Source organism: Hydrogenophaga sp. FW305-3-2-15-A-LB1, from assembly GCF_058787875.1.
Window position 1 is genome coordinate 36457 of the sequence record NZ_JBYTAE010000031.1, and the last position, 19768, is coordinate 56224.

Annotated in this window: 17 protein-coding genes; all 17 read right to left on the reverse strand. The window is 68.2% G+C overall.

Going from position 1 to position 19768, the window contains the following annotated elements; translation table 11 throughout:
• Positions 1-32 precede the first annotated feature (32 nt).
• The 17 genes from murD to dapF all read right to left on the reverse strand — a co-directional run bounded on the left by murD (position 33) and on the right by dapF (position 19674).
• Positions 33-1832, reverse strand: a complete 1800-nt coding sequence (gene murD, locus AC3WPZ_RS11650) for a UDP-N-acetylmuramoyl-L-alanine--D-glutamate ligase (protein WP_492439649.1) — start codon at positions 1830-1832, stop codon at positions 33-35.
• Positions 1829-3007, reverse strand: coding sequence for a phospho-N-acetylmuramoyl-pentapeptide-transferase (gene mraY / locus AC3WPZ_RS11655; protein ID WP_382154568.1), 1179 nt, complete (start codon positions 3005-3007; stop codon positions 1829-1831). Before mraY ends, murD begins: the two co-directional genes overlap by 4 nt.
• Entirely contained in the window at positions 2997-4415 is a 1419-nt protein-coding gene (locus AC3WPZ_RS11660) for a UDP-N-acetylmuramoyl-tripeptide--D-alanyl-D-alanine ligase (RefSeq protein ID WP_492439651.1), read from the reverse strand. Before AC3WPZ_RS11660 ends, mraY begins: the two co-directional genes overlap by 11 nt.
• Entirely contained in the window at positions 4412-5956 is a 1545-nt protein-coding gene (locus AC3WPZ_RS11665) for a UDP-N-acetylmuramoyl-L-alanyl-D-glutamate--2,6-diaminopimelate ligase (protein WP_492439653.1), read from the reverse strand. Before AC3WPZ_RS11665 ends, AC3WPZ_RS11660 begins: the two co-directional genes overlap by 4 nt.
• Positions 5956-7689: a peptidoglycan D,D-transpeptidase FtsI family protein gene (locus AC3WPZ_RS11670; RefSeq protein ID WP_382154559.1), complete on the reverse strand. Its 1734-nt coding sequence runs from the start codon at positions 7687-7689 to the stop codon at positions 5956-5958. Before AC3WPZ_RS11670 ends, AC3WPZ_RS11665 begins: the two co-directional genes overlap by 1 nt.
• A 2-nt stretch (positions 7690-7691) precedes the next feature.
• Positions 7692-7997: a cell division protein FtsL gene (gene ftsL / locus AC3WPZ_RS11675; protein ID WP_291118087.1), complete on the reverse strand. Its 306-nt coding sequence runs from the start codon at positions 7995-7997 to the stop codon at positions 7692-7694.
• On the reverse strand, positions 7994-8920 hold the full coding sequence (gene rsmH, locus AC3WPZ_RS11680; protein ID WP_382154556.1) for a 16S rRNA (cytosine(1402)-N(4))-methyltransferase RsmH: 927 nt from the start codon (positions 8918-8920) through the stop codon (positions 7994-7996). Before rsmH ends, ftsL begins: the two co-directional genes overlap by 4 nt.
• 5 nt (positions 8921-8925) lie before the next feature.
• Positions 8926-9342, reverse strand: a complete 417-nt coding sequence (gene mraZ / locus AC3WPZ_RS11685; protein WP_291118081.1) for a division/cell wall cluster transcriptional repressor MraZ — start codon at positions 9340-9342, stop codon at positions 8926-8928.
• Between the two features lie 326 nt (positions 9343-9668).
• Positions 9669-11003, reverse strand: coding sequence for an ATP-dependent protease ATPase subunit HslU (gene hslU, locus AC3WPZ_RS11690; RefSeq protein WP_444687337.1), 1335 nt, complete (start codon positions 11001-11003; stop codon positions 9669-9671).
• Complete coding sequence (gene hslV / locus AC3WPZ_RS11695; protein ID WP_291118076.1) at positions 11003-11548, reverse strand: ATP-dependent protease subunit HslV; 546 nt, start codon at positions 11546-11548, stop codon at positions 11003-11005. Before hslV ends, hslU begins: the two co-directional genes overlap by 1 nt.
• Before the next feature lie 91 nt (positions 11549-11639).
• On the reverse strand, positions 11640-13526 hold the full coding sequence (locus AC3WPZ_RS11700) for an STAS domain-containing protein (protein ID WP_444687338.1): 1887 nt from the start codon (positions 13524-13526) through the stop codon (positions 11640-11642).
• Between the two features lie 56 nt (positions 13527-13582).
• Positions 13583-14743 (reverse strand): RNA polymerase-binding protein DksA, encoded by a 1161-nt coding sequence (gene dksA, locus AC3WPZ_RS11705; protein ID WP_444687339.1) that lies wholly within the window; start codon positions 14741-14743, stop codon positions 13583-13585.
• Positions 14744-15057: 314 nt separating this feature from the next.
• Positions 15058-16149, reverse strand: a complete 1092-nt coding sequence (locus tag AC3WPZ_RS11710) for a CobW family GTP-binding protein (RefSeq protein ID WP_492434224.1) — start codon at positions 16147-16149, stop codon at positions 15058-15060.
• Positions 16150-16506: 357 nt separating this feature from the next.
• Entirely contained in the window at positions 16507-16953 is a 447-nt protein-coding gene (locus AC3WPZ_RS11715; protein ID WP_492439655.1) for a DsrE family protein, read from the reverse strand.
• 94 nt (positions 16954-17047) lie between these two features.
• Positions 17048-18076: a tyrosine recombinase XerC gene (locus AC3WPZ_RS11720; protein ID WP_492439657.1), complete on the reverse strand. Its 1029-nt coding sequence runs from the start codon at positions 18074-18076 to the stop codon at positions 17048-17050.
• 11 nt (positions 18077-18087) lie between these two features.
• Positions 18088-18774, reverse strand: a complete 687-nt coding sequence (locus AC3WPZ_RS11725) for a DUF484 family protein (RefSeq protein ID WP_492434218.1) — start codon at positions 18772-18774, stop codon at positions 18088-18090.
• A 24-nt stretch (positions 18775-18798) separates the two neighbouring features.
• Complete coding sequence (gene dapF / locus AC3WPZ_RS11730) at positions 18799-19674, reverse strand: diaminopimelate epimerase (RefSeq protein ID WP_492439659.1); 876 nt, start codon at positions 19672-19674, stop codon at positions 18799-18801.
• Positions 19675-19768: the final 94 nt, after the last annotated feature.

Consider the following 19768-nt stretch of genomic DNA (forward strand, 5'->3'; position numbering starts at 1 on the left):
GTTGGCCTGGGCGGCGGCGGCGGTTTTCTTCTTCACAGTCCCCCCTCCAGGCTCAGGCCCTGCTCGGCGGCCAGGGCGTGCACCGCTTCCACGAACACGCGGGCGCGGTGCATGTAGTTGTCGAACATGTCCAGGCTGGCGCAGGCCGGCGACATCAGCACCGCATCGCCCGCGCGCGCCTGCTGCGCGCAGAGCGCGACGGCGTCGGGCAGCGTGGCGGCATCGAGCTGGGGCACCCCGGCCTCTTGCAGCGCGGTGCCCACGGCCTCGCGGATGCGGCCGGCGTCGCGGCCGATGTAGACCACGGCGCGCGCGAAGCGGGCCAGCGGCTCGGCCAGCGGCAGGAAGTCCTGCCCCTTGCCATCGCCACCCAGGATGACGACCAGCCGGCGGTCCACGCCCAGACCGCGCACGGCCGCCAGCGTGGCACCCACATTGGTGCCCTTGCTGTCGTCGAAGTACTCGACCTCGTCGAGGATGGCCACGGGTTCCACGCGGTGCGGCTCGCCGCGGTACTCGCGCAGGCCGTGCAGCATGGGACCGAGCGCGGCGCCGGTGGACGTGGCCAGCGCGAGCGCGGCCAGGGCGTTGGCCGCGTTGTGGCGGCCACGGATGCGCAGCGCGTCCACAGGCATGAGGCGCTGGAAATAGACCTCTTCGTCTTCTTCGGCGCCACGGCCGCGCTTGCGCGTTTCGTCCAGCGCCAGGGCGCGCACCAGCCAGGCCATGCCATTGACCGATTCGATGCCCCAGTCGCCCGCGCGGGTGGGCGCGTCCAGGCCGAAGCTGGCCCAGGGGCGCGCGCTCTGCTGGCGGTTGCGGTTGCCCACTTTCACGGTCACCAGGCCGGGCTGCATGCCCATGACCAGCGGGTCGTCGCGGTTGAGCAGCATCAGGGCCTGCGCGCCGAACACCGCCTTCTTGGCCAGGGCGTAGGCAGCCATGTTGCCGTGCCAGTCCAGGTGGTCTTCGGTGAGGTTGAGCACGGTGGCCGCGGTGGGCACGCCGTCCCAGTCGCCACCGGCGGTGCCGTCGAGCTGGAAGCTGGAGAGTTCCAGCACCCAGGCCTGGGGCAGGTGCGCCGGCTGCGGGGGCTCCACGGGCGGCGGCACGAGCTGGGTCGGGCCTTCGTCTTCTGCCTCGGCGTCTGCCGGGACCACGGCTTCATCGGCCTCGTCGATCGTGGCATCCGCGTCTTCCGCGGGCACGGCCTCGGCTTCGACGGCCACGGGGGCCTCGGTGGCCATCTGGGCCTGCGCTTCGGCCTGCGCCTGCGCTTCTTCGGCCGCCGCGCGTTCGTCGTCGGCCGCCTGCGCCACGGCTTCGGTGTCCAGCGCGGCGGACAGCACGTCGAGCAGGGCCGGGCCGATGTTGCCGGCCACGGCCACGTTCAGGCCGGCGCGCTGCAGCAGCAGGCCGGTGAGCGAGGTGACGGTGGTCTTGCCATTGGTGCCCGTGATGCCCAACACCTTGGGCTTGTACGGCAGGCGCGCGCGCTGCGAGAGTTCGCGCAGGGCGCGGGCGAACAGGTCGAGCTCACCGACCACGGCCACGCCGCGCTCCGTTGCCCAGCCGAACACGCCCTGCAGCATCTCGGGCGCCAGGCCCGGGCTGCGCGCGATCAGGCTCCACTCGGCGCGCGCCAGCAGCGTGTCGTCGAATGGTCCGGCCACGAAATTCGCGTCCGGGCACTCGGCGCGCAGCACCGCCAGCTGGGGCGGCGTCTCGCGCGTGTCGGCCACGGTGACGCGCGCGCCCTGGCGGACGCACCAGCGCGCCATGGCCAGGCCGGAGGCGCCCAGACCGAGGATGAGGACGGACTGCTGATTCATCGCAGCTTGAGCGTGGACAGCCCCACGAGGCACAACAGCATGGTGATGATCCAGAAGCGCACGACGACCTGCGTCTCCTTCCAGCCCTTTTTCTCGAAGTGGTGGTGCAGCGGCGCCATCTGGAACAGGCGCCGGCCCGTGCCGTAGCGCCGCTTGGTGTACTTGAACCAGCTCACCTGCAGCATCACCGACAGCGCCTCGACCACGAAGATGCCGCCCATGATGGCGAGCACGATTTCCTGGCGCACGATGACGGCGATGGTGCCCAGCGCGCCACCCAGCGCGAGCGCGCCCACGTCGCCCATGAACACCTGCGCCGGGTGGGTGTTGAACCACAGGAAAGCCAGGCCCGCGCCGGCCATGGCGGCGCAGAAGATCAGCAACTCACCCGCGCCGGGAATGTGCGGCAGCAGCAGGTAGCGCGCGAACACCGTGTTGCCGGTGACGTAGGCGAACACGCCCAGCGCCGAGCCGACCATGACCACCGGCATGATGGCCAGGCCGTCGAGGCCGTCGGTGAGGTTGACGGCGTTGCTCGAACCGACGATGACCAGGTAGGTCATGATCACGAAACCGAACACGCCCAGCGGGTAGCTGATTTCCTTGAAGAAGGGCACCAGCAGGCCGGCCTGCGGCGGCAGGTCCACGCTGAAACCCGAACGCACCCAGGCGACGAAGAGTTCGAGCACGCGCAGGTTGCTGGACTCGGACACGCTGAACACCAGGTAGAACGCGGCCACCAGGCCGATCACCGACTGCCAGAAGTACTTTTCGCGCGAGCGCATGCCTTCCGGGTCCTTGTTGACCACCTTGCGCCAGTCGTCCACCCAGCCGATGGCACCGAAACCCAGGGTCACCAGCAGCACGATCCACACGAAGCGGTTGGTGAGGTCGAACCACAGCAGCGTGGACAGCGCGATCGAGAACAGGATGAGCACACCGCCCATGGTGGGCGTGCCGCCCTTGCTCAGGTGGGTCTGCATGGCGTACTCGCGGATCGGCTGGCCGATCTTGAGCGCGGCCAGGCGCCGGATGAAGTACGGGCCCGCGACCAGGCCGACCAGCAGCGCGGTCATGGCCGCCATCACGGCGCGGAAGGTGAGGTACTGGAACACCCGCAGGGATCCGAATTCGGGCGACAGGCCTTGCAGCCAGAGGGCCAGGCTAGGCAGCATGGGCGTTGTCCTTCTTGTCTCTTGTTTGAGCGGGGTCCAGCGCCAGCAGCGCCTGCACCACGCGTTCCATGCGCATGAAGCGCGAGCCCTTGACGAGCACGCTGCGGTACACCGGCCGGTCGTCGGTCACGGCGGCGCAGACGGCGCCAGCCAGGGCTGGCACTTCGACCCAATGAATGATTTTGGGCAGGGGCGCGCTGGCCTGGCGCATCCAGTCGCCCGCGACGTGCACGGCCTCGATGCCGCGCGCCAGGGCGTGGCGCAGCACCTCGTCGTGGAACGCCAGGCCCTGTTCGCCGACCTCGCCCATGTCGCCCAGCACCAGCAGGCGCGGCGCGGGCAGCTCGGCCAGCACGTCGATGGCGGCGCGCACCGAGTCGGGGTTGGCGTTGTAGGTGTCGTCGATCAGGGTGACGTGGCGGTCGTTCACGCGCAGCGCGAGGGCGCGCGAGCGCCCGCCCACCGGTTCGAATGCGTCCAGGCCGCGCACCACGGCGTCCAGCGGCACACCGGCGGCCAGGGCGCAGGCGGTGGCCGCCAGGGCGTTGCGCACGTTGTGGCGGCCGGCGATGCGCAGGCGCGCCGAGGCTTCGCCCAGCGGCGAGGCGAAGCTCAGCGCCCACGCGCCTTCGGCCCACTCGGTCTTGAGCGCCTTCACATCGGCGGCCTCGTCGCGGTCGCTGAAGGTGATGATCCGCCGCGCTCCGGCGAACTCGCGCCACAGCGGGGTGTAGGTGTCGTCGGAGGGGAACACGGCCACGCCGTCGGCGCCCAGCGCCTGGATGACCTGTCCGTTCTCGCGCGCCACGGCTTCCACCGTGGCCATGAATTCCAGGTGCTCGCGCTGCGCGTTGTTGACCAGCGTCACCGTGGGCAGCGCCAGCGCGGCGAGTTCGGCGATCTCGCCCGGGTGGTTCATGCCCAGCTCCACCACCGAGAGGCGGTGCGCGGCGGTGAGGCGCAGCAGGGTGAGCGGCACGCCGATGTCGTTGTTGAAGTTGCCCTGGGTGGCATGCGCGGCCTCGCCCGCGGCGGCGCGCAGGATGGACGCGATCATCTGCGTGACCGTGGTCTTGCCGTTGCTGCCGGTCACGGCGATCAGCGGCAGGTCGAACTGGCTGCGCCAGCGGCGCGACAGCTCGCCGAGCGCGCGCCGGGTGTCGGGCACTTCCACGCCGGGCAGGCCGGACTCGGCCAGGCCCTGGTGGGCGATGGCGGCCAGCGCGCCCTGCCCTCGCGCCTGCGGCAGGAAGTCGTGCGCGTCGAAGCGCTCGCCCTTCAGGGCCACGAAGAGGTCGCCCGGCTGCAGGCTGCGGGTGTCGGTGTGCACGCGGGTGAACGGCAGATCGGGCTGGCCGACCACGCGGGCGCCGTCGAGCTGCGGCAGGAGCTGGCCCAGGGTCTTCATGCGTGGGCCCCCTGTCCGTGGCGCTGCGCGAGCGCGGCGCGCGCCTGCTGCAGATCGGAAAACGGTTTCTTCACGCCCATCACGTCCTGGTAGTCCTCGTGGCCCTTGCCGGCGATCAGCACCACGTCGCGCCCCTCGGCGCGCGCCACCGCCAGGGCGATGGCCTGGGCGCGGTCGGGTTCGACCAGTGCGGCATCCGACGAGGAGAGGCCGGCCACCATCTGGCGCAGGATGGCCATCGGGTCTTCGCTGCGCGGGTTGTCGCTGGTGAGCACCGGGCGCTGCGCCTCGCGCTCGGCGGCCGCGGCCATCAGCGGGCGCTTGCCGGCATCGCGGTCGCCGCCGCAACCCACCACCACCCAGAGCGCGCCGCCGCGCTGGCGCGCCAGCGGTTGCAGGGCCTGCAGGGCTTTTTCGAGTGCGTCGGGCGTGTGCGCGTAGTCCACCAGCACCAGCGGCTGACCAGGCTGGCCGACCGCGGCCTGCTCCATGCGGCCGGGCACGGGCGTGAGCGCGGCGCAGGCCTGTACGGCGTCGGCCAGGGGCACGCCGAGGGCGCGCGCGCTGGCCAGCACGCACAGCAGGTTGGACACGTTGTAGCGGCCCACCAGCGGCAGGCTCAGCGCGTGCTGGGCCAGGGTACGGCCGCGCGCGTCGCGCTCGCCAACCTGCAGGGCCATGCCGCTGTCGGTGAAGGCCAGGTCCTGCGCGAACAGGCGCGCGCGCCCGTGGTGGCCGGCTTCGATGGCCACGGTCCAGAGGTCCAGCCCCCGGCGAGCGAGCGTGGCGGCCAGGTCCGCGCCGCGGGCGTCGTCGATGTTGACCACCGCGCTGGCCAGGTCCGGCCAGTCGAACAGCCCGGCCTTGGCGGTCCAGTAGGCCTCCATGCTGCCGTGGAAGTCGAGGTGGTCCTGCGTGAAATTGGTGAACACGGCCACGCGCAGTTGCGTGGCGTTGAGCCGGCCTTCGACAATGCCGATGGACGAGGCCTCGATGGCGCAGGCCTTCAGGCCGGTGTCGACGAAGCGGCGCAGTTCGGCCTGCAGCATGACGGGGTCGGGCGTGGTCAGGCCGGTGGCGACCAGCGGTCGTTCCGCCTGGCCGGGCTGGGGCGGGCGCCCCATGCCCAGCGTGCCGATCACCGCGCAGGGTTTGGCGCAGAAGGACAGCAGCTGCGCCGTCCACCAGGCGGTGGAGGTCTTGCCGTTGGTGCCGGTGATGGCCACCATGTCGAGGGCGGCGCTCGGCGTGCCGTGGAAGGCACTGGCGATCGCGCCGGCCGAGGCCTTGAGGCCTGGCACCGCCAGCACGCGTTCGCCGTCGAAGCCATAGCTTGGTGCGCCCTCGTGCTCCACCAGCGCCGCGACGGCGCCGGCCTGGAGCGCGCCCGCCACGAAGCGGCGCCCGTCGGTGGCCGCACCCGGCCAGGCCACGAAGCCATCGCCCGCGCCCACGCGGCGGCTGTCGCAGTGCAGGGCACGCACGCCGCGCTCGCGCAGCCAGTCGGCCACGGCCTGGGGGTCCTGGATGGTGCGCAGCATCAGAACGACTCCTCCACCACGTGGGTGACGATCTGCGGCTTCACGTTCATGTCGGGCTGCACGCCGAGGATGCGCAAGGTCTGCTGCACGGTCTCGCTGAACACCGGCGCGGCCACCAGGCCGCCGAAGTACTGCCCGTTGCTGGGCTCGTCGATCATCACCGCGACCACAATGCGCGGCGCTTCCACCGGCGCCAGGCCCACGAACCAGCTGCGGTACTTCTTCTCGGCGTAACCCTTGCCTTCCTGCTTGTGCGCGGTGCCGCTCTTGCCGCCCACCGAATAGCCCATGGTCTGGGCGCGCGAGCCGGTGCCGCCCGGGCCGGCGGCCAGGCCGAGCATCTGGCGCACGGCGATCGAGTTCTTGGCGCTGAACACACGCACGCCGGCGGTCTGGGTGTCGGACTTCTGCAGGGTCAGGGGAATCAGCTCGCCGTCGCGCGCGAAGATGGTGTAGGCCTGCGCGAGCTGGAACAGCGAGGCCGACAGGCCGTAGCCGTAGCTCATGGTGGCCTGCTCGATCGGGCGCCACGTTTTGTAGGGACGCAGGCGGCCCGTGACCGCACCGGGGAACGGCACCTGCGGCTTCTGGCCGAAGCCGGCCTGCGCGTAGGTTTCCCACATCTCGCGCGGGCTCATCTGCATGGCCATCTTGACCGTGCCCACGTTGCTGGACTTCTGGATCACCTGGGACACGGTGAGCACGTCGTTCGGGTGCGAATCGCTGATCGTCGAGCCGCCGATGGTGATGCGGCCGGGCGCGGTGTGGATGGGGGTGTTGGGCGTGACCAGGCCCTTTTCCAGCGCCAGCGCGGCGATGAAGGGCTTCATGGTCGAACCGGGTTCGAAACTGTCGGTGAGCACGCGGTTGCGCAGCTGCTCGCCCGTGAGGTTCTGGCGCCGGTTGGGGTTGTAGCTGGGGTAGTTGGCCAGGGCCAGCACCTCGCCCGAGACCGTGTCGAGCACGATCACGCTGCCGGCGTGCGCCTTGTGCGCCAGCACCGCGTCCTTGAGCTTCTGGTACGCGAAGTACTGCACCTTGCTGTCGATGGACAGCTGCAGGTCGGGGCCATCCACCGGCGGCACCACGTCGCGCACGTCCTCGACCACACGGCCGAGCCGGTCCTTGATTACGCGGCGCGAGCCGCTCTTGCCGGCCAGCTGCTGGTTGAACGCGAGTTCCACGCCCTCCTGGCCGATGTCTTCCACGTTGGTGAAACCCACCACGTGCGCGGCGGCCTCGCCCTCGGGGTACTGGCGCTTGTACTCGCGGCGCTGGTAGATGCCCTTGATGCCGAGCGCCGCGATCTCCTTGGCCACCGGATCGTCCACCTGGCGCTTGATCCAGACAAAGGTCTTGTCGTCATCGGCCAGGCGCTTGCGCAGGTCGGCCAGCGGCATCTCGAGCAGCTTGGCGAGCTGGCGCAGCTTGGGCTCGGCGCGGTCCACGTCTTCAGGAATCGCCCAGATGCTTTGCGCGACCACGCTGGACGCGAGGATCAGGCCGTTGCGGTCGAGCACGCGGCCGCGGTTGGCCGGCAGTTCCAGCGTGCGTGCGAAACGCACTTCGCCCTGGCGCTGGAAGAAGTCGTTGCCGAACACCTGCACGTAGGCGGCGCGGCCGGCCAGGCCCGCGAAAGCCACGGCCAGCGCGGCCACGATGAACTTGCTGCGCCACACCGGGGTGCGGCTGGCCAGCAGGGGGCTCGCGGAGTAGTTGATGCTGCGCCCCATGGTCAGCGCTCCGGCGTGGGGTTCGTTGCCGCCGGCTGCGACGGCTCGAACACGGTGACGTACTGCGTGATGCCCGGCGTCACCGGGCGCATCTGCAACTGGCGCGCGGCCAGCAGCTGCACCCGCGCCGGCGTGGCCTGGGCGCGTTTCTGCACCTGCAGTTGCTCGTGCTCGGACTCCAGCTTGCGCGCCTGGGCCTGCGAGCGGTCCAGCGCGGTGTAAAGCCGGCGCGATTCGTACTGGGTGTGCACAAGGTAGAAGGCGCTCGCGATCACGGCCGCCAGCAGCACGAGGTTCAGGCGGATCATGCCGGCGCCTCCGTGCGCTCGGCCACGCGCATGACGGCGCTGCGCGAGCGCGGATTGGCCTTGACTTCCTCGTCGGAAGGCATCACGCGCTTGAGGCCGCACAGGGCCATGGGCGCGGGTTCGGCGAAAGGCACGCGGCGGTCCACCACGGCGCGCGAATGGCGCGCCATGAACTGCTTGACCATGCGGTCTTCGAGCGAATGGAAGCTGATCACCACCAGTTTTCCTCCGGGACGCAACACGTGCAGGCTGGCCTCTAGCGCTTGTTGCAACTCTTCAAGCTCGGCGTTGATGAAAATCCGAAAAGCCTGAAATGTGCGCGTTGCAGGGTCCTTGCCCGGCTCGCGGGTTTTGACCGCGCCAGCCACGACTTCGGCCAGCTCGCTGGTGGTTCGAAAAGGGCCCCGTTCCTGTCGGCGACGATCAATCGCCTTTGCAATCGATTGAGCAAACCGTTCTTCGCCATAGTCACGAATGACCTCCGACAGGGTTGAGACCTCGGCCGTCTCCAGCCACTGAGCCACGCTCTGGCCGCGCGTGGTGTCCATGCGCATGTCCAGAGGTCCGTCGTGGCGAAAAGAAAAACCCCGTTCGGGGTCGTCGATCTGCGGGGAGCTCACGCCCAGGTCCATCAGCAGGCCGTCGGCGCTCGCATCGCCCAGTTCGCCCAGGTGGCTGAACCCCTCGTGCCGGATGGAAAAACGGCCATCGCTGGCCGCCAGTTCCTTTGCCGCCTGGACCGCCTGAGGATCTTTGTCGAAGACGGTCAGCCGCCCCTTGCGGGACAACTGCTCGAGGATCAGCCGGGAGTGGCCGCCGCGCCCGAAAGTGGCGTCGACGTAGTGCCCGTCCGGGTTGATGCCGAGGGCTTGCACAGCCTCGTTCAACAGGACGGTTTGATGGTTCCATGCGCCTTGCACCATGGCCCTTAGAAAGAGAAGTCCTTGAAGACATCGGGCATCTCGGCCTTCATGGCTTCGGCTTCCTGCGCCGCATAGACCTGCGCGTCCCACAGCTCGAAGTAGGCGCCCATGCCCAGCAGGACCACGTCCTTGCTGATGCCGGCGCCCGCGCGCAGTTCAGGCGAGACCAGCACGCGACCGGAGGTGTCCATGTCCACGTCCATCGCATTGCCCAGAAAGATGCGCTTCCACCACTGCGCCTGCATGGGCAAGGAGGCGATGCGGTCACGGAACTGTTCCCAGGCGCTGCGGGGGAATACCATGAGGCAGCCGTGGGGGTGCTTGGTGATGGTGAGTGCCGCGCCCAGGGCGTCCCGGTGCCGGGTCGGCATGGACAGCCGGCCCTTCACATCGAGACTGAGAGAAGACGCACCCTGGAACACCGCTTTTAGCCCTTAGAAGACACTTTTCACCACTTAATTGCACTTTTTTCCACTTTATCAGGAAATACCCGGCGCGCAACGGGCCAGCTACACATTTTTTCAATGAAATCAACCACTTAGGAAGCATTTAGAAGCTTTATCGCGGTCAAAAACACATTAAAAGCAAGCACTTACAACAAGCACTGCATGTGAAGCTTCAAAACCCTGTTACATGCAGGGCTGTATGAATGATCAGGTGGGAGGAAAAAGGCTGGCGCGACGCCCGCGACACGGGGTGCGGACGGGCCGAAAGGGCACTCGGCGCGAAGCCGAGGCCCTGAGAGACTTCAGAGGATGTAGCGCGAAAGGTCTTCGTTGCGGCTGAGTTCGCCCAGGCGGGCGTCCACATAGGCCGCGTCGATGGTGATGGTCTGGCCTTGCAGGCGCGTGGCGTCGAAGCTCACCTCGTCCAGCAAATGCTCCATCACGGTGGAGAGACGGCGCGCACCGATGTTCTCGGTGCGCTCGTTCACGTCGTAGGCGATCTGCGCGAGGCGGCGGATGCCGTCGGGTGCAAAGGCCAGCGTCACGCCTTCGGTGGCCAGCAGCTCCTGGTACTGCTTCACCAGCGAGGCATGGGTCTGCGTGAGGATGGCCTCGAAGTCCTCCACCGACAGCGACTGCAGCTCGACGCGGATCGGAAAACGGCCCTGCAGTTCGGGGATCAGGTCGCTCGGCCGCGCGAGGTGGAACGCACCGCTGGCGATGAAGAGGATGTGATCGGTCTTGACCACACCGTATTTGGTGGACACCGTGGTGCCCTCCACCAGCGGCAGAAGGTCGCGCTGCACGCCCTGGCGCGACACCTCGGCCCCGCCCGCGTCGCTGCGCGAAGTGACCTTGTCGATCTCGTCGATGAACACAATGCCGTTCTGCTCGGCGTTGTGCAGCGCGCGGGTCTTGATCTCTTCCTCGTTGACCAGCTTGCCCGCCTCTTCGTCGATCAGCAGCTTCATGGCCTCGGCGATCTTGAGCTTGCGCGTCTGGCGCTTGCCGGCTCCCATCTGGCTGAACATGCCGCGCAGTTGCTCGGCCATCTCTTCCATGCCGGCCGGGCCCATGATCTCCATCGACGGCCGCGCCTCGGCCAGGTCGATCTCGATGTCGCGCTCGTCGAGCTGGCCTTCGCGCAGCTTCTTGCGGAAGTTCTGGCGTGCGGTGCCCTCCGGCGTGGCCACGGCGGACGGCTCGCCCGCCACGCCGCGCGGCGGCGGAATGAGCACATCCAGGATGCGGTCCTCGGCGGCGTCTTCGGCGCGGGTGCGCTGCTTGCGCATCTCGACCTCTCGCGTCTGCTTGATCGCGATGTCGGCCAAGTCGCGGATGATGCTGTCCACGTCCTTGCCCACATAGCCCACCTCGGTGAACTTGGTGGCCTCGACCTTGATGAAGGGCGCATCGGCCAGTCGGGCCAGGCGGCGCGCGATCTCGGTCTTGCCCACACCGGTGGGTCCGATCATCAGGATGTTCTTGGGCGTGATCTCGGGTCGCAGCTTTTCATCGACCTGCTGGCGGCGCCAGCGGTTGCGCAAGGCGATGGCCACGGCGCGCTTGGCGCCCTTCTGGCCGATGATGAAACGGTCGAGTTCGGAAACGATTTCCTGGGGCGTCATGGAGGACATTACAAAACCTCCACGGTGTGGTTCATGTTGGTGTAGATGCACAGCTCGCCCGCGATCGCGAGCGACTTGCGCACCACCTCTTCCGCGCTGAGGTCGGTGTGGTCGATCAGGGCCTTGGCCGCGGCCTGCGCGTAAGCGCCGCCCGAGCCAATGGCCACGATGCCGTGCTCGGGTTCGAGCACGTCGCCGTTGCCGGTGATGATCAGCGAAGCGCTGTGATCGGCCACCGCGAGCATGGCCTCCAAGCGGCGCAGCACGCGGTCGGTGCGCCAGTCGCGCGTGAGTTCGATGGCCGCGCGCACCAGGTGGCCCTGGTGCTTCTCGAGCTTGGCTTCGAAGCGCTCGAACAATGTAAAGGCGTCGGCGGTGGCGCCGGCAAAACCCGCGAGCACCTGGTCGCGGTAGAGCTTGCGCACCTTGCGGGCCGTGCCCTTGACGACGATGTGGCCCAGCGTGACCTGGCCGTCACCGCCGATGGCGACCTGCACGCCCTGGGGTGTCTCGCGCCGCACGCAGACGATGGTGGTTCCGTGAAATGATTCCATGGCGCTTCAGTTGAGGACGGTCTGTGCGATTGCAACGGCGGCGCGCGCGTTTGTGCAACAGAAATGCAAGGAGGGCCGGCAGCGGCCTCGGTCAGTCGATGCGGACGACCACCTTGGCGTATTCAGTGATGCCGATCACGTGGAAGAACGCCGACACCAGTCGGTGCGCGTCCACGAACTGCACCACACGCCCTTCGGCATGGTGGTTCGACACCCAGTTGAGCAAGGTGCCCGCGGCCGAAAAGTCGACCCGGATCAGGTTGCGGCAGGAAATGATGAGCACGTCGGCGCCCTTGAGCTTGCGCTCCAGCGCTTCGAGCGTGACCTGCGGATCGCCTCGGATCTCGCCCGAGAGCTCGACCAGACCCAGTTGGCTGTAGTCACCCGCTTCGCTGTCAAGCACCGATTCGCTGTGCGGGAAGCCCGACGCCACCTGCTCCAGCACGGACTCGCCCAGCACCGATTGGCCGGCCTCGCCGGGCCTGTCCGCCGACTGCGACGAGTAGTAGCAGCGCGGCTTTTCCCAACCCGGTGGCGACACCTCGTAGGTCACGCAGAAATCGAGCGCGGTGAGTTCGAACTCGTCCGGCCGGTTCATGACGCGCAGCACCGCCATGCGCAACTCCCACCAGAGCTGTTCGACGTCGCGGCGGCCCGAGGGCGTCTGGCTCTTGAGCAAGTCCCGGAACGGCGACGACCCCTGGAAGCGCAACTCCACTTCCTGGTCGCCCCACAAGGTGAAGATGCCCAGCAGCGCGCGCGCCGCCTTGAGATCCATGCTTTCGAGCGGCGTCCAGTCGAGCACCCAGGGCTGTGCCGCGCGCAACAGCACGTTCTGCAGGGTGCCCACCGCGTGCGCGTCCAGTTCCGGCTCGCTCACCCACACCGCGCGGTTGTGGCCGGTGGAGGGCACATAGACCTTGCCGGTCATGCCGGCCACGGTCTCGGGCATGTCGTACCACTGGGGCGCGGAACGGCTGAAGCGGTTGACGAAATCCACCGCGCGGCTCTCGAAGGGGGCGAGCTGTCCCGTGGCGCGGTACAGGTCGAACAGGGCCAGCCAGTCTTCCTTTTCGTCGGCTTTGGCGCCCCCCTCACCCAAGACCTCCAGCAGGCCCTGCTCCGCCCCGGCGTCGTCGCCGTTGGCAAAACGGATCGCGGCCTCCTCCACTTCGGGGTCCTGCGCGATCTCCTGCACATCCAGGGCGTAGAAATGCGAGGCCGAGAACTCCTGGCCCGAACTGCGGTGCTCGTTCGTGGCCGTGGGCGCCACCAAGCCGGTGCGCGCAGGCGGCTGTGGAGGCGGCGGCGGGGCGGCGGACGCCACCTCGCGTTCCTGCGCCGGGCTCCAGCTCTTGCGCAGGGCAGCGGGCGCCGAGGCGGACGCCGGGATGTTCAGCGCCGGGATGTCCAGCGACTGCACCGTCGCAGGCGCGGAGGCGGTCGGATTGGGCAAGGGACCGGGTTCGGTCTCGTCGTACTGCGCCTTGCGCTGCCGGACGCTGGACTCGGGCACGCTGGGCGCCAGGGGCACCTGCTTGGATTTGGCGGAGGCAAGGTTGCCAGGGCCGTGGGTGCCGGTGTTCAGGCCGGAGCCGGTGCTGACCAGGGAATCGGGCCCCTTGGTCTTCCACCACTGCATCGACATCTGGGCCTCGATCTCATCGATCTTCTTCAGGGTCTCGGCCCGGTCGTCCGGCTTGGACGGCAGGCTGCTCTGGAAGAACGAAGGACGCATGCCGGGCCCTTCGGCCCCGGTGCCCTCGCGGCTGCGGATCTTGCGCAGCATGTCGAACTCGCGCTTGCGCACGAAGTCGTTGCGCCGCTTGCGCTCGATCATTTCCTTGAGCGCGGCCTTGCTGTACTCGCTCTCGCGATCGGCCGTCCGGGTGTCCAGGTCCGACCAGCTGGTGGTCGGATGGCGCACGAACTTCACCACCTTGGACAGGAAGCCGCCGCTGGAGTCGTCCTTGGACATGGAAAGTCGGTACCGGAAATGAAACGGAAACTGAAACGAACGGCGAGGAACTGGGCTCAGTCCCCGAACATCTTCTGCTTGAGCTCCCGGCGCTGCTGGGCTTCGAGCGAAAGGCTGGCGGTGGGCCGGGCCATCAGGCGACCGACACCGATGGGCTCGCCGGTTTCTTCGCAGTAACCGTAGTCGCCGGAGTCGATGCGCGCGATCGCCTGTTCGATCTTCTTCAGCAGTTTGCGTTCCCGGTCCCGGGTGCGCAATTCGAGCGCGTGTTCTTCTTCGATCGTCGCGCGGTCGGCCGGATCGGGCACGACCACGGTGTCTTCGCGCAGGTGCTCGGTGGTTTCGCCAGCGTTGGCCAGCATGTCGGCCTTGAGCTGGGACAGCTTGCGACGGAAGTAGGCCAGCTGCAGGTCGCTCATGTACTCACTGTCGGGCATGGCTTGCACGTCCAGGTCGGTGAGTTGCTCGACCGGCAGGGTCTTCCAGTTGTTGGCCCGCTTGGGGTCTTTCTGGATGGAGGATGGCACGGGAGGGGTCATGACGGCACGTTGATTCATATGGGAGAAAGTCGCTTTGACAGCGTCTGGGGCGTGGGTGGGGACCACGGCGGCCTGCGTCATCTGCTCCATCATGACCTTTTTGGCCGCCCGCTTGCCCAGAGGGCGAGGGGTGGGCTCCACCACGACCGGTGGGGGAGCCGCCGGGCGCTTGGCGCTGGAAGGTTTGGAAGCAGGGGCTGCGGCAGGCGCGGCCTTGGGAACCGAAGGGGTCACGGAGGATACAGCCGCTTTGGCAGCGGACTGGGTCGTTGCTTTGGGGGCGGCCTTGGCCGCCGGTTTGACCGCAGGGGTGGCCGCCTTCACCGGCGCGCGCGCGGCGGTTTTGGCGGGCGTGGCCTTGGGGGCGGGTGACTTCTTGGCCACCACCGCCTTGCCCTTGGCGACCGCCTTGACCGCTGCCTTCACCACCGGCTTGGCCGGGGTCTTGGCTTTGGCGGCAGGCTTCGCGTCGGTCTTGGCGGGGGTTTTCAGAGGGGTCTTGGCAACGGTTTTGACCGCGGCCTTGGCCACGGGTTTGGAGGGTTTGGCTGCGGGCTTGGCGGCCGTTTTCTGGGTTTTGGCCACCGTTGTGGTCTTTTTCGCCGCCGACGCGCGTGCCTTGGCTCCCGACGCGGCGGGTTTGCCTGATTTCGCTGTCCTGGTTGCCGGGGCTTTCACAACGGGTCTCCTCTCAGTGACTGACGAAGCGGGATCTCGGGCGGTGCGCTGCGGCGGGCTGGGCCCGAGATGCATCACGGTGGGCCGCCGGATGCGACGTTATACCCTCATTGCCGAACGGCTCTCGGCATTGGTCGATCGGTGCCCGCAAAGGCGGCCGGCCGGCCAACTTGGGCCGCGATTGTAACGAGCCCCGCCTGTTCCTCCCGGAATCCCGCACCGGGGCCCGGGCCCGTCGTTGGAGAAGCGAGACAAACGGCACGTTCAGCTCCGATCGGAACGGGGGGCTAAGGGGTCACGGCCCATCGCCATCATCAGACCAGGCTCTGGTCCAGGCCCTGCACCAGGATGTCCTTGGGCAGGTCGATGCCGATGAAGACCATCTTGCTGGTGCGCGGCTCGCCTTCGGCCCACACGGGCCCGAGGTCGCTGCCCATGAGCTGGTGCACACCCTGGAAGATCACCTTGCGGTCGGTGCCCTGCATGTGCAGCACGCCCTTGTAGCGCAGCATGCGCGGTCCATACACCTGCACGATCGCGCCCAGGAAGTCTTCGAGCTTTTCCGGGCTGAACGGGCGCGTGGCGCGGTAGACGAAGCTTTTCACATCGTCGTCGTGGTGGTGATGGTGGCCATGGCCACCGTGGTCGTGCTGGTGCGAGGGGTGGTTGCAGTGCTCATCGTGCTCGTGGTCGTGGTGCTCGTGCGCATGGTCGTCGTGGCCATGGTCGTGCGCGTGATCGTGGTCATCGACCTTGAGGAAGTCGGGGTCGATGTCGAGCTTGGCGTTGAGGTTGAAGCCGCGCAGGTCGAACACTTCCTTGAGCGCCACGTCGCCGAAATGCACCGGGCGCATGGGGGCGCGCGGGTTCATGTGCTTGAGGCGGTGCGTGAGGGCGCCGAGGTCTTCCTCGCTCACGAGGTCGGACTTGCTGATGAATATCTGGTCGGCAAAGCCCACCTGGCGGCGGGCTTCCTGGCGTTCGTTGAGTTGCTCGGCGGCGTGTTTGGCGTCGACCAGCGTGAGGATGGAGTCCAGCAGGTATTGCTCGGCTATCTCGTCGTCCATGAAGAAGGTCTGGGCCACGGGGCCCGGATCGGCCAGCCCGGTGGTCTCGATAACCACGCGCTCGAAGTCGAGTTCGCCCTTGCGTTTCTTCTGTGCGAGGTCCTGCAGCGTGGCGCGCAGGTCGTCGCGGATGGTGCAGCAGATGCAGCCGTTGCTCATCTGGATGATGTTTTCGGTGGTGTCGGCCACCAGGATTTCGTTGTCGATGTTCTCTTCACCGAACTCGTTTTCGACCACGGCGATCTTCTGGCCGTGTGCCTCGCTGAGCACGCGCTTGAGCAGCGTGGTTTTCCCAGAGCCGAGGAAGCCGGTGAGGATGGTCGCGGGGATGAGTGACATGGCAGGCGCTGGCAGATGAGGGGGTGGCGAAATGGGCAACCGGGAAGTGTATGCCACCCTCGCGTTTTGTGCCTCTTTCGGGATATGCAAAAAACAGGCCTGATGGGGTTGCTTTCCTCGGTTCGCTCCACCCGACCCACTACAAAATTTGGCGCGCCCTCGGTGGTGTGCCTGCGCTGCTTGCGGGACGGTGGCGATGCCCGAATGCGCAGGCCCCCATTCGCGGTTGCCACAGAGGCTGCGTGCCAACCTGGTGTTGACGAGGGGGTTGCGATGGACCCGGGCAGTCACCCGCGAGCAGGGCCGGAGCAGTCGGGCATCGCCACCGGCCCGACGCGAGGTCTCAGAAAGAAAAACTCAGGGCCGCAGATAAACAAAGCCTTCACGCGCCTGCAGGCGGGCGACTTCCGCCACGCCAGAAGGCACGATCTTGGCTTCCATGGCCACCTTGCCCGGATCGATGTTGCGCGACACCAAAGTGTTGTTGCAGACAAAGAAGCCGACCCCCTTGGCCGACAGGTCGCCGATCGCCCCGGAGAACGGCTGGCCGGCCGTGTTGTTGGCGCCGTCCAGCAGGAAATCGATGCCCGCGCCGTGCGTCACCACCACGATCTTGGCCGTGGGGTCCGCCGCCAGGTGGTTGCGGATGTTCTGAATCGCGCGCGTGGCCTGCGGAATGCCATCGCTCAGGTGGTAGACCACCTTGACGGCCGGCTGGGCCTGGGCCTGGGCATGCGCCTGCAGGGACGTGGCCAGCACGGCCCCCAGCATCAGGGTCTTGAGCACGGCGAGGAACTTGAACATGAAGGTCTCCGGAAGATTGAAATGGAACGGTCGCTCGGGGCGGTGCAGCATCCTACAAGCAATGCCCCGGGCCAGGGCCACCAGGGGGCATGCTTCAGCGTGAACGCGGGGTGCGCGGCACCGGCGCCACAGGCTGGCCGGTCAGCGGCTCGGGCGCCTGGCCGGCCCGGCTGCCCGCGCGCGGATGCGCCGCGTCGTACACCTGCGCGAGATGCTGGAAATCGAGCCGGGTGTACACCTGCGTGGTGCTGATGCTCGCGTGGCCCAACAGCTCCTGCACCGCCCGCAGGTCGCCGCTGGACTGCAGCACGTGGCTCGCGAACGAGTGCCGCAGCATGTGCGGGTGCACCGGCGTGGACAACCCGGCCAGCAGGGAGCGGCGCTTGAGCCGCACACGGATGTGCTGCGGCGTCAGCCGCTGGCCGCGCGAACCGATGAACAGGGCGGGGTCTTCGCCGGCCCAGGCCGCGCGCTGCGCCAGCCACGCCGCGAGCGCCGCCAGCGCCTGGCGCCCCACCGGCACGCTGCGCCGCTTGGAGCCCTTGCCCAGCACGTGGGCCTCACCGTCCTGCGCATCGATCCAGCCGCGCGCGCTGCCACTGGCGGCCACGTCCAGCCCCACCAGCTCGCCGATGCGCAGGCCGCAGCCGTACAGCAACTCGGTGATGCACGCGTCGCGCGCTTCCAGGGCCGGGTCGTCCGACGCCTCCTGGTGCGAAGCCAGCTGCACCGCATCGTCCACCCCCAAAGCCTTGGGCAGCGGCTTGCCGGCCTTGGGCGCGCGCACGTCCTGCACCGGGTTGTGATCCACGAGGCCCTGGCGGCCCAGCCACACATAAAAACCGCGCCAGCCCGAAAGGATCAGCGCGATGCCGCGCGCGCTGCGCCCGGCGCCATGCATCTGCGCGATCCAGCGGCGGATGTGGGCGTTATGAACGACTCTGAGGGCCACACCGGCCTCGCGGGCATGGGCCGTCAGGCGCTCCAGGTCGAGCGTGTACAGGATGACGGTGCGGTCCGCCAGCCGCTTTTCCACCCGGACGTGGTTCAGGTAGGCCTGCACCAGCGCGGCATCGTCGCCCGTCCCGGTCGGGCCAGCCAGGGAGCGCTCGGGCAGATTCATGGGCGCCAGAATCAGTACGGGGGGCGCAGGCGCGACAGGGCCGCGCTGGTCAGCTCACCGATGCGTTCGAGGAAGTCGGTGCCCATGTCGGGCGCGAAGCGCTGGGTGTCGGGCGAGGCCAGCACCAGCAGGCCAAAGGCTTGCGGCGCGATGCCCGCGCGCAGGGGAATCAGGGCCAGCGAGGCGGCCGAGGCCGAATCGGCCAGCCACTGCGCCGCCTCCAGCCCCGGGTTGGCTCCGCAGTACGGGCGCATAAGCGACGAGGCAAACGCCTTCACGTCGTCGCTGGCGCCCTGGGCGAAGGCTTCCTCGGCGTACGCGGGCTCCACGTCCCAGACCTTGATGGCCACCTGCGGCACCAGGAAATGGTCGGCGATGGCCTTCGTGGTGACCTCGGGCAGCTCGCGCGCGTCGCGGGTCAGCAGCAGTTCGCGCGTCCAGCGCTGCAGCTTGTCGGCAATCACGGTGTTCTCGTTGCCGTGTCGGATCATCTCCGCGCCCTTGAGCTCCAGGCCCCGGATCTTCTCGCGCAGCATCTCGGCCTGGCGCTCCTGCAGGCTCACCGCGCGCTGGCCGTGTGGGCTGGTCAGTTGCACCGCCGCCAGCAGGCTGGCGTGGCGCTCGAAGAAGTCGGGTGTGTTCGCCAGGTAGTTGGCGATGTCGTCTTCGGTGATGGGCGGGATGTGGTTGGCGTTCATGGCGTGTGCGGTTCGGTGGCGGGGTCAGGCGAGGTCGGGAATGTCGATCTCACCGTCGAAAACGGTGGTGGCGGGGCCGGTCATGAAAACCGGCTGGTCGTGGCTGGGGGTGTCCTGCCACTCGATGGTGAGCACGCCGCCCCGGGTGTGCACGTCCACCCGCTCGTCGAGCAGGCCCAGGCGGATGCCGGCCACCACGGCGGCGCAGGCGCCCGTGCCGCAAGCCAGGGTCTCGCCCGCGCCGCGCTCGTGCACGCGCAGGCGCACCTCGCTGCGGCTGACGACCTGCAGGAAACCGGCGTTGACACGGCGGGGAAAGCGTTCGTGCGTTTCGATCCAGGGGCCCCAGGACGGCACCGGGGCGGCCTGCACGTCGTCCACCAGCAGCACCGCGTGCGGGTTGCCCATGGAGAGCACGGCCACCGGCACATCGCCGGCATAGGGCAGCGCCAGCGGCCAGCGCTCGAAGCCGCCCATGGGCTCGGGCGTGAGGCCCTCGGCGTTGAAAGGCACGCGATCGAGCGCGAACACCGGGGGGCTCATGTCCACCGTCACGCGGCCATCGGTGTGCATCTTCAGTTCCAGCTCGGCGTTCATCACCTTCACGCGCAGCGGGTTCTTCGTGCTCAGGCCTTTGTCGTGCACGTAGCGCACGAAGCAGCGCGCGCCGTTGCCGCATTGCTCCACCTGGCCGCCATCGGCGTTGTGGATCACGTACTCGAAGTCCAGCCCGCGCCCGGGCGAAGCGCGCACGCTGAGGATCTGGTCGGCACCGACACCAAAGTGGCGGTCGGCCAGAAAGCGGTACTGCGCGGCGCTCAGGCCCAGGCGGCCTCGCGTCTCGTCAAGCACGACGAAATCGTTGCCGGCGCCCTGCATCTTGGTGAATCGGATGTGCATGGCCATCGATTATCCGCCCTGCGCCGCGCGGGCGTCAGCGCGCGGCGGCGCCTTGCCGCAAAATGCCCGCATGGTCCGCCCCACCCAACTCCTC

What these genes read in the sequence shown, in the direction of transcription:
- AC3WPZ_RS11670 (WP_382154559.1), bottom strand. Translation starts at nt 7,689, where the DNA reads ATGGGGCGCAGCATCAACTACTCCGCGAGCCCCCTGCTGGCCAGCCGC.
- ftsL (WP_291118087.1), bottom strand. Translation starts at nt 7,997, where the DNA reads ATGATCCGCCTGAACCTCGTGCTGCTGGCGGCCGTGATCGCGAGCGCC.
- hslU (WP_444687337.1), bottom strand. Translation starts at nt 11,003, where the DNA reads ATGTCCTCCATGACGCCCCAGGAAATCGTTTCCGAACTCGACCGTTTC.
- AC3WPZ_RS11715 (WP_492439655.1), bottom strand. Translation starts at nt 16,953, where the DNA reads ATGTTCAAGTTCCTCGCCGTGCTCAAGACCCTGATGCTGGGGGCCGTG.
- hslV (WP_291118076.1), bottom strand. Translation starts at nt 11,548, where the DNA reads ATGGAATCATTTCACGGAACCACCATCGTCTGCGTGCGGCGCGAGACA.
- dapF (WP_492439659.1), bottom strand. Translation starts at nt 19,674, where the DNA reads ATGCACATCCGATTCACCAAGATGCAGGGCGCCGGCAACGATTTCGTC.
- murD (WP_492439649.1), bottom strand. Translation starts at nt 1,832, where the DNA reads ATGAATCAGCAGTCCGTCCTCATCCTCGGTCTGGGCGCCTCCGGCCTG.
- AC3WPZ_RS11665 (WP_492439653.1), bottom strand. Translation starts at nt 5,956, where the DNA reads ATGCTGCGCACCATCCAGGACCCCCAGGCCGTGGCCGACTGGCTGCGC.
- rsmH (WP_382154556.1), bottom strand. Translation starts at nt 8,920, where the DNA reads ATGGTGCAAGGCGCATGGAACCATCAAACCGTCCTGTTGAACGAGGCT.
- AC3WPZ_RS11660 (WP_492439651.1), bottom strand. Translation starts at nt 4,415, where the DNA reads ATGAAGACCCTGGGCCAGCTCCTGCCGCAGCTCGACGGCGCCCGCGTG.
- AC3WPZ_RS11720 (WP_492439657.1), bottom strand. Translation starts at nt 18,076, where the DNA reads ATGAATCTGCCCGAGCGCTCCCTGGCTGGCCCGACCGGGACGGGCGAC.
- AC3WPZ_RS11700 (WP_444687338.1), bottom strand. Translation starts at nt 13,526, where the DNA reads ATGTCCAAGGACGACTCCAGCGGCGGCTTCCTGTCCAAGGTGGTGAAG.
- AC3WPZ_RS11710 (WP_492434224.1), bottom strand. Translation starts at nt 16,149, where the DNA reads ATGTCACTCATCCCCGCGACCATCCTCACCGGCTTCCTCGGCTCTGGG.
- AC3WPZ_RS11725 (WP_492434218.1), bottom strand. Translation starts at nt 18,774, where the DNA reads ATGAACGCCAACCACATCCCGCCCATCACCGAAGACGACATCGCCAAC.
- mraY (WP_382154568.1), bottom strand. Translation starts at nt 3,007, where the DNA reads ATGCTGCCTAGCCTGGCCCTCTGGCTGCAAGGCCTGTCGCCCGAATTC.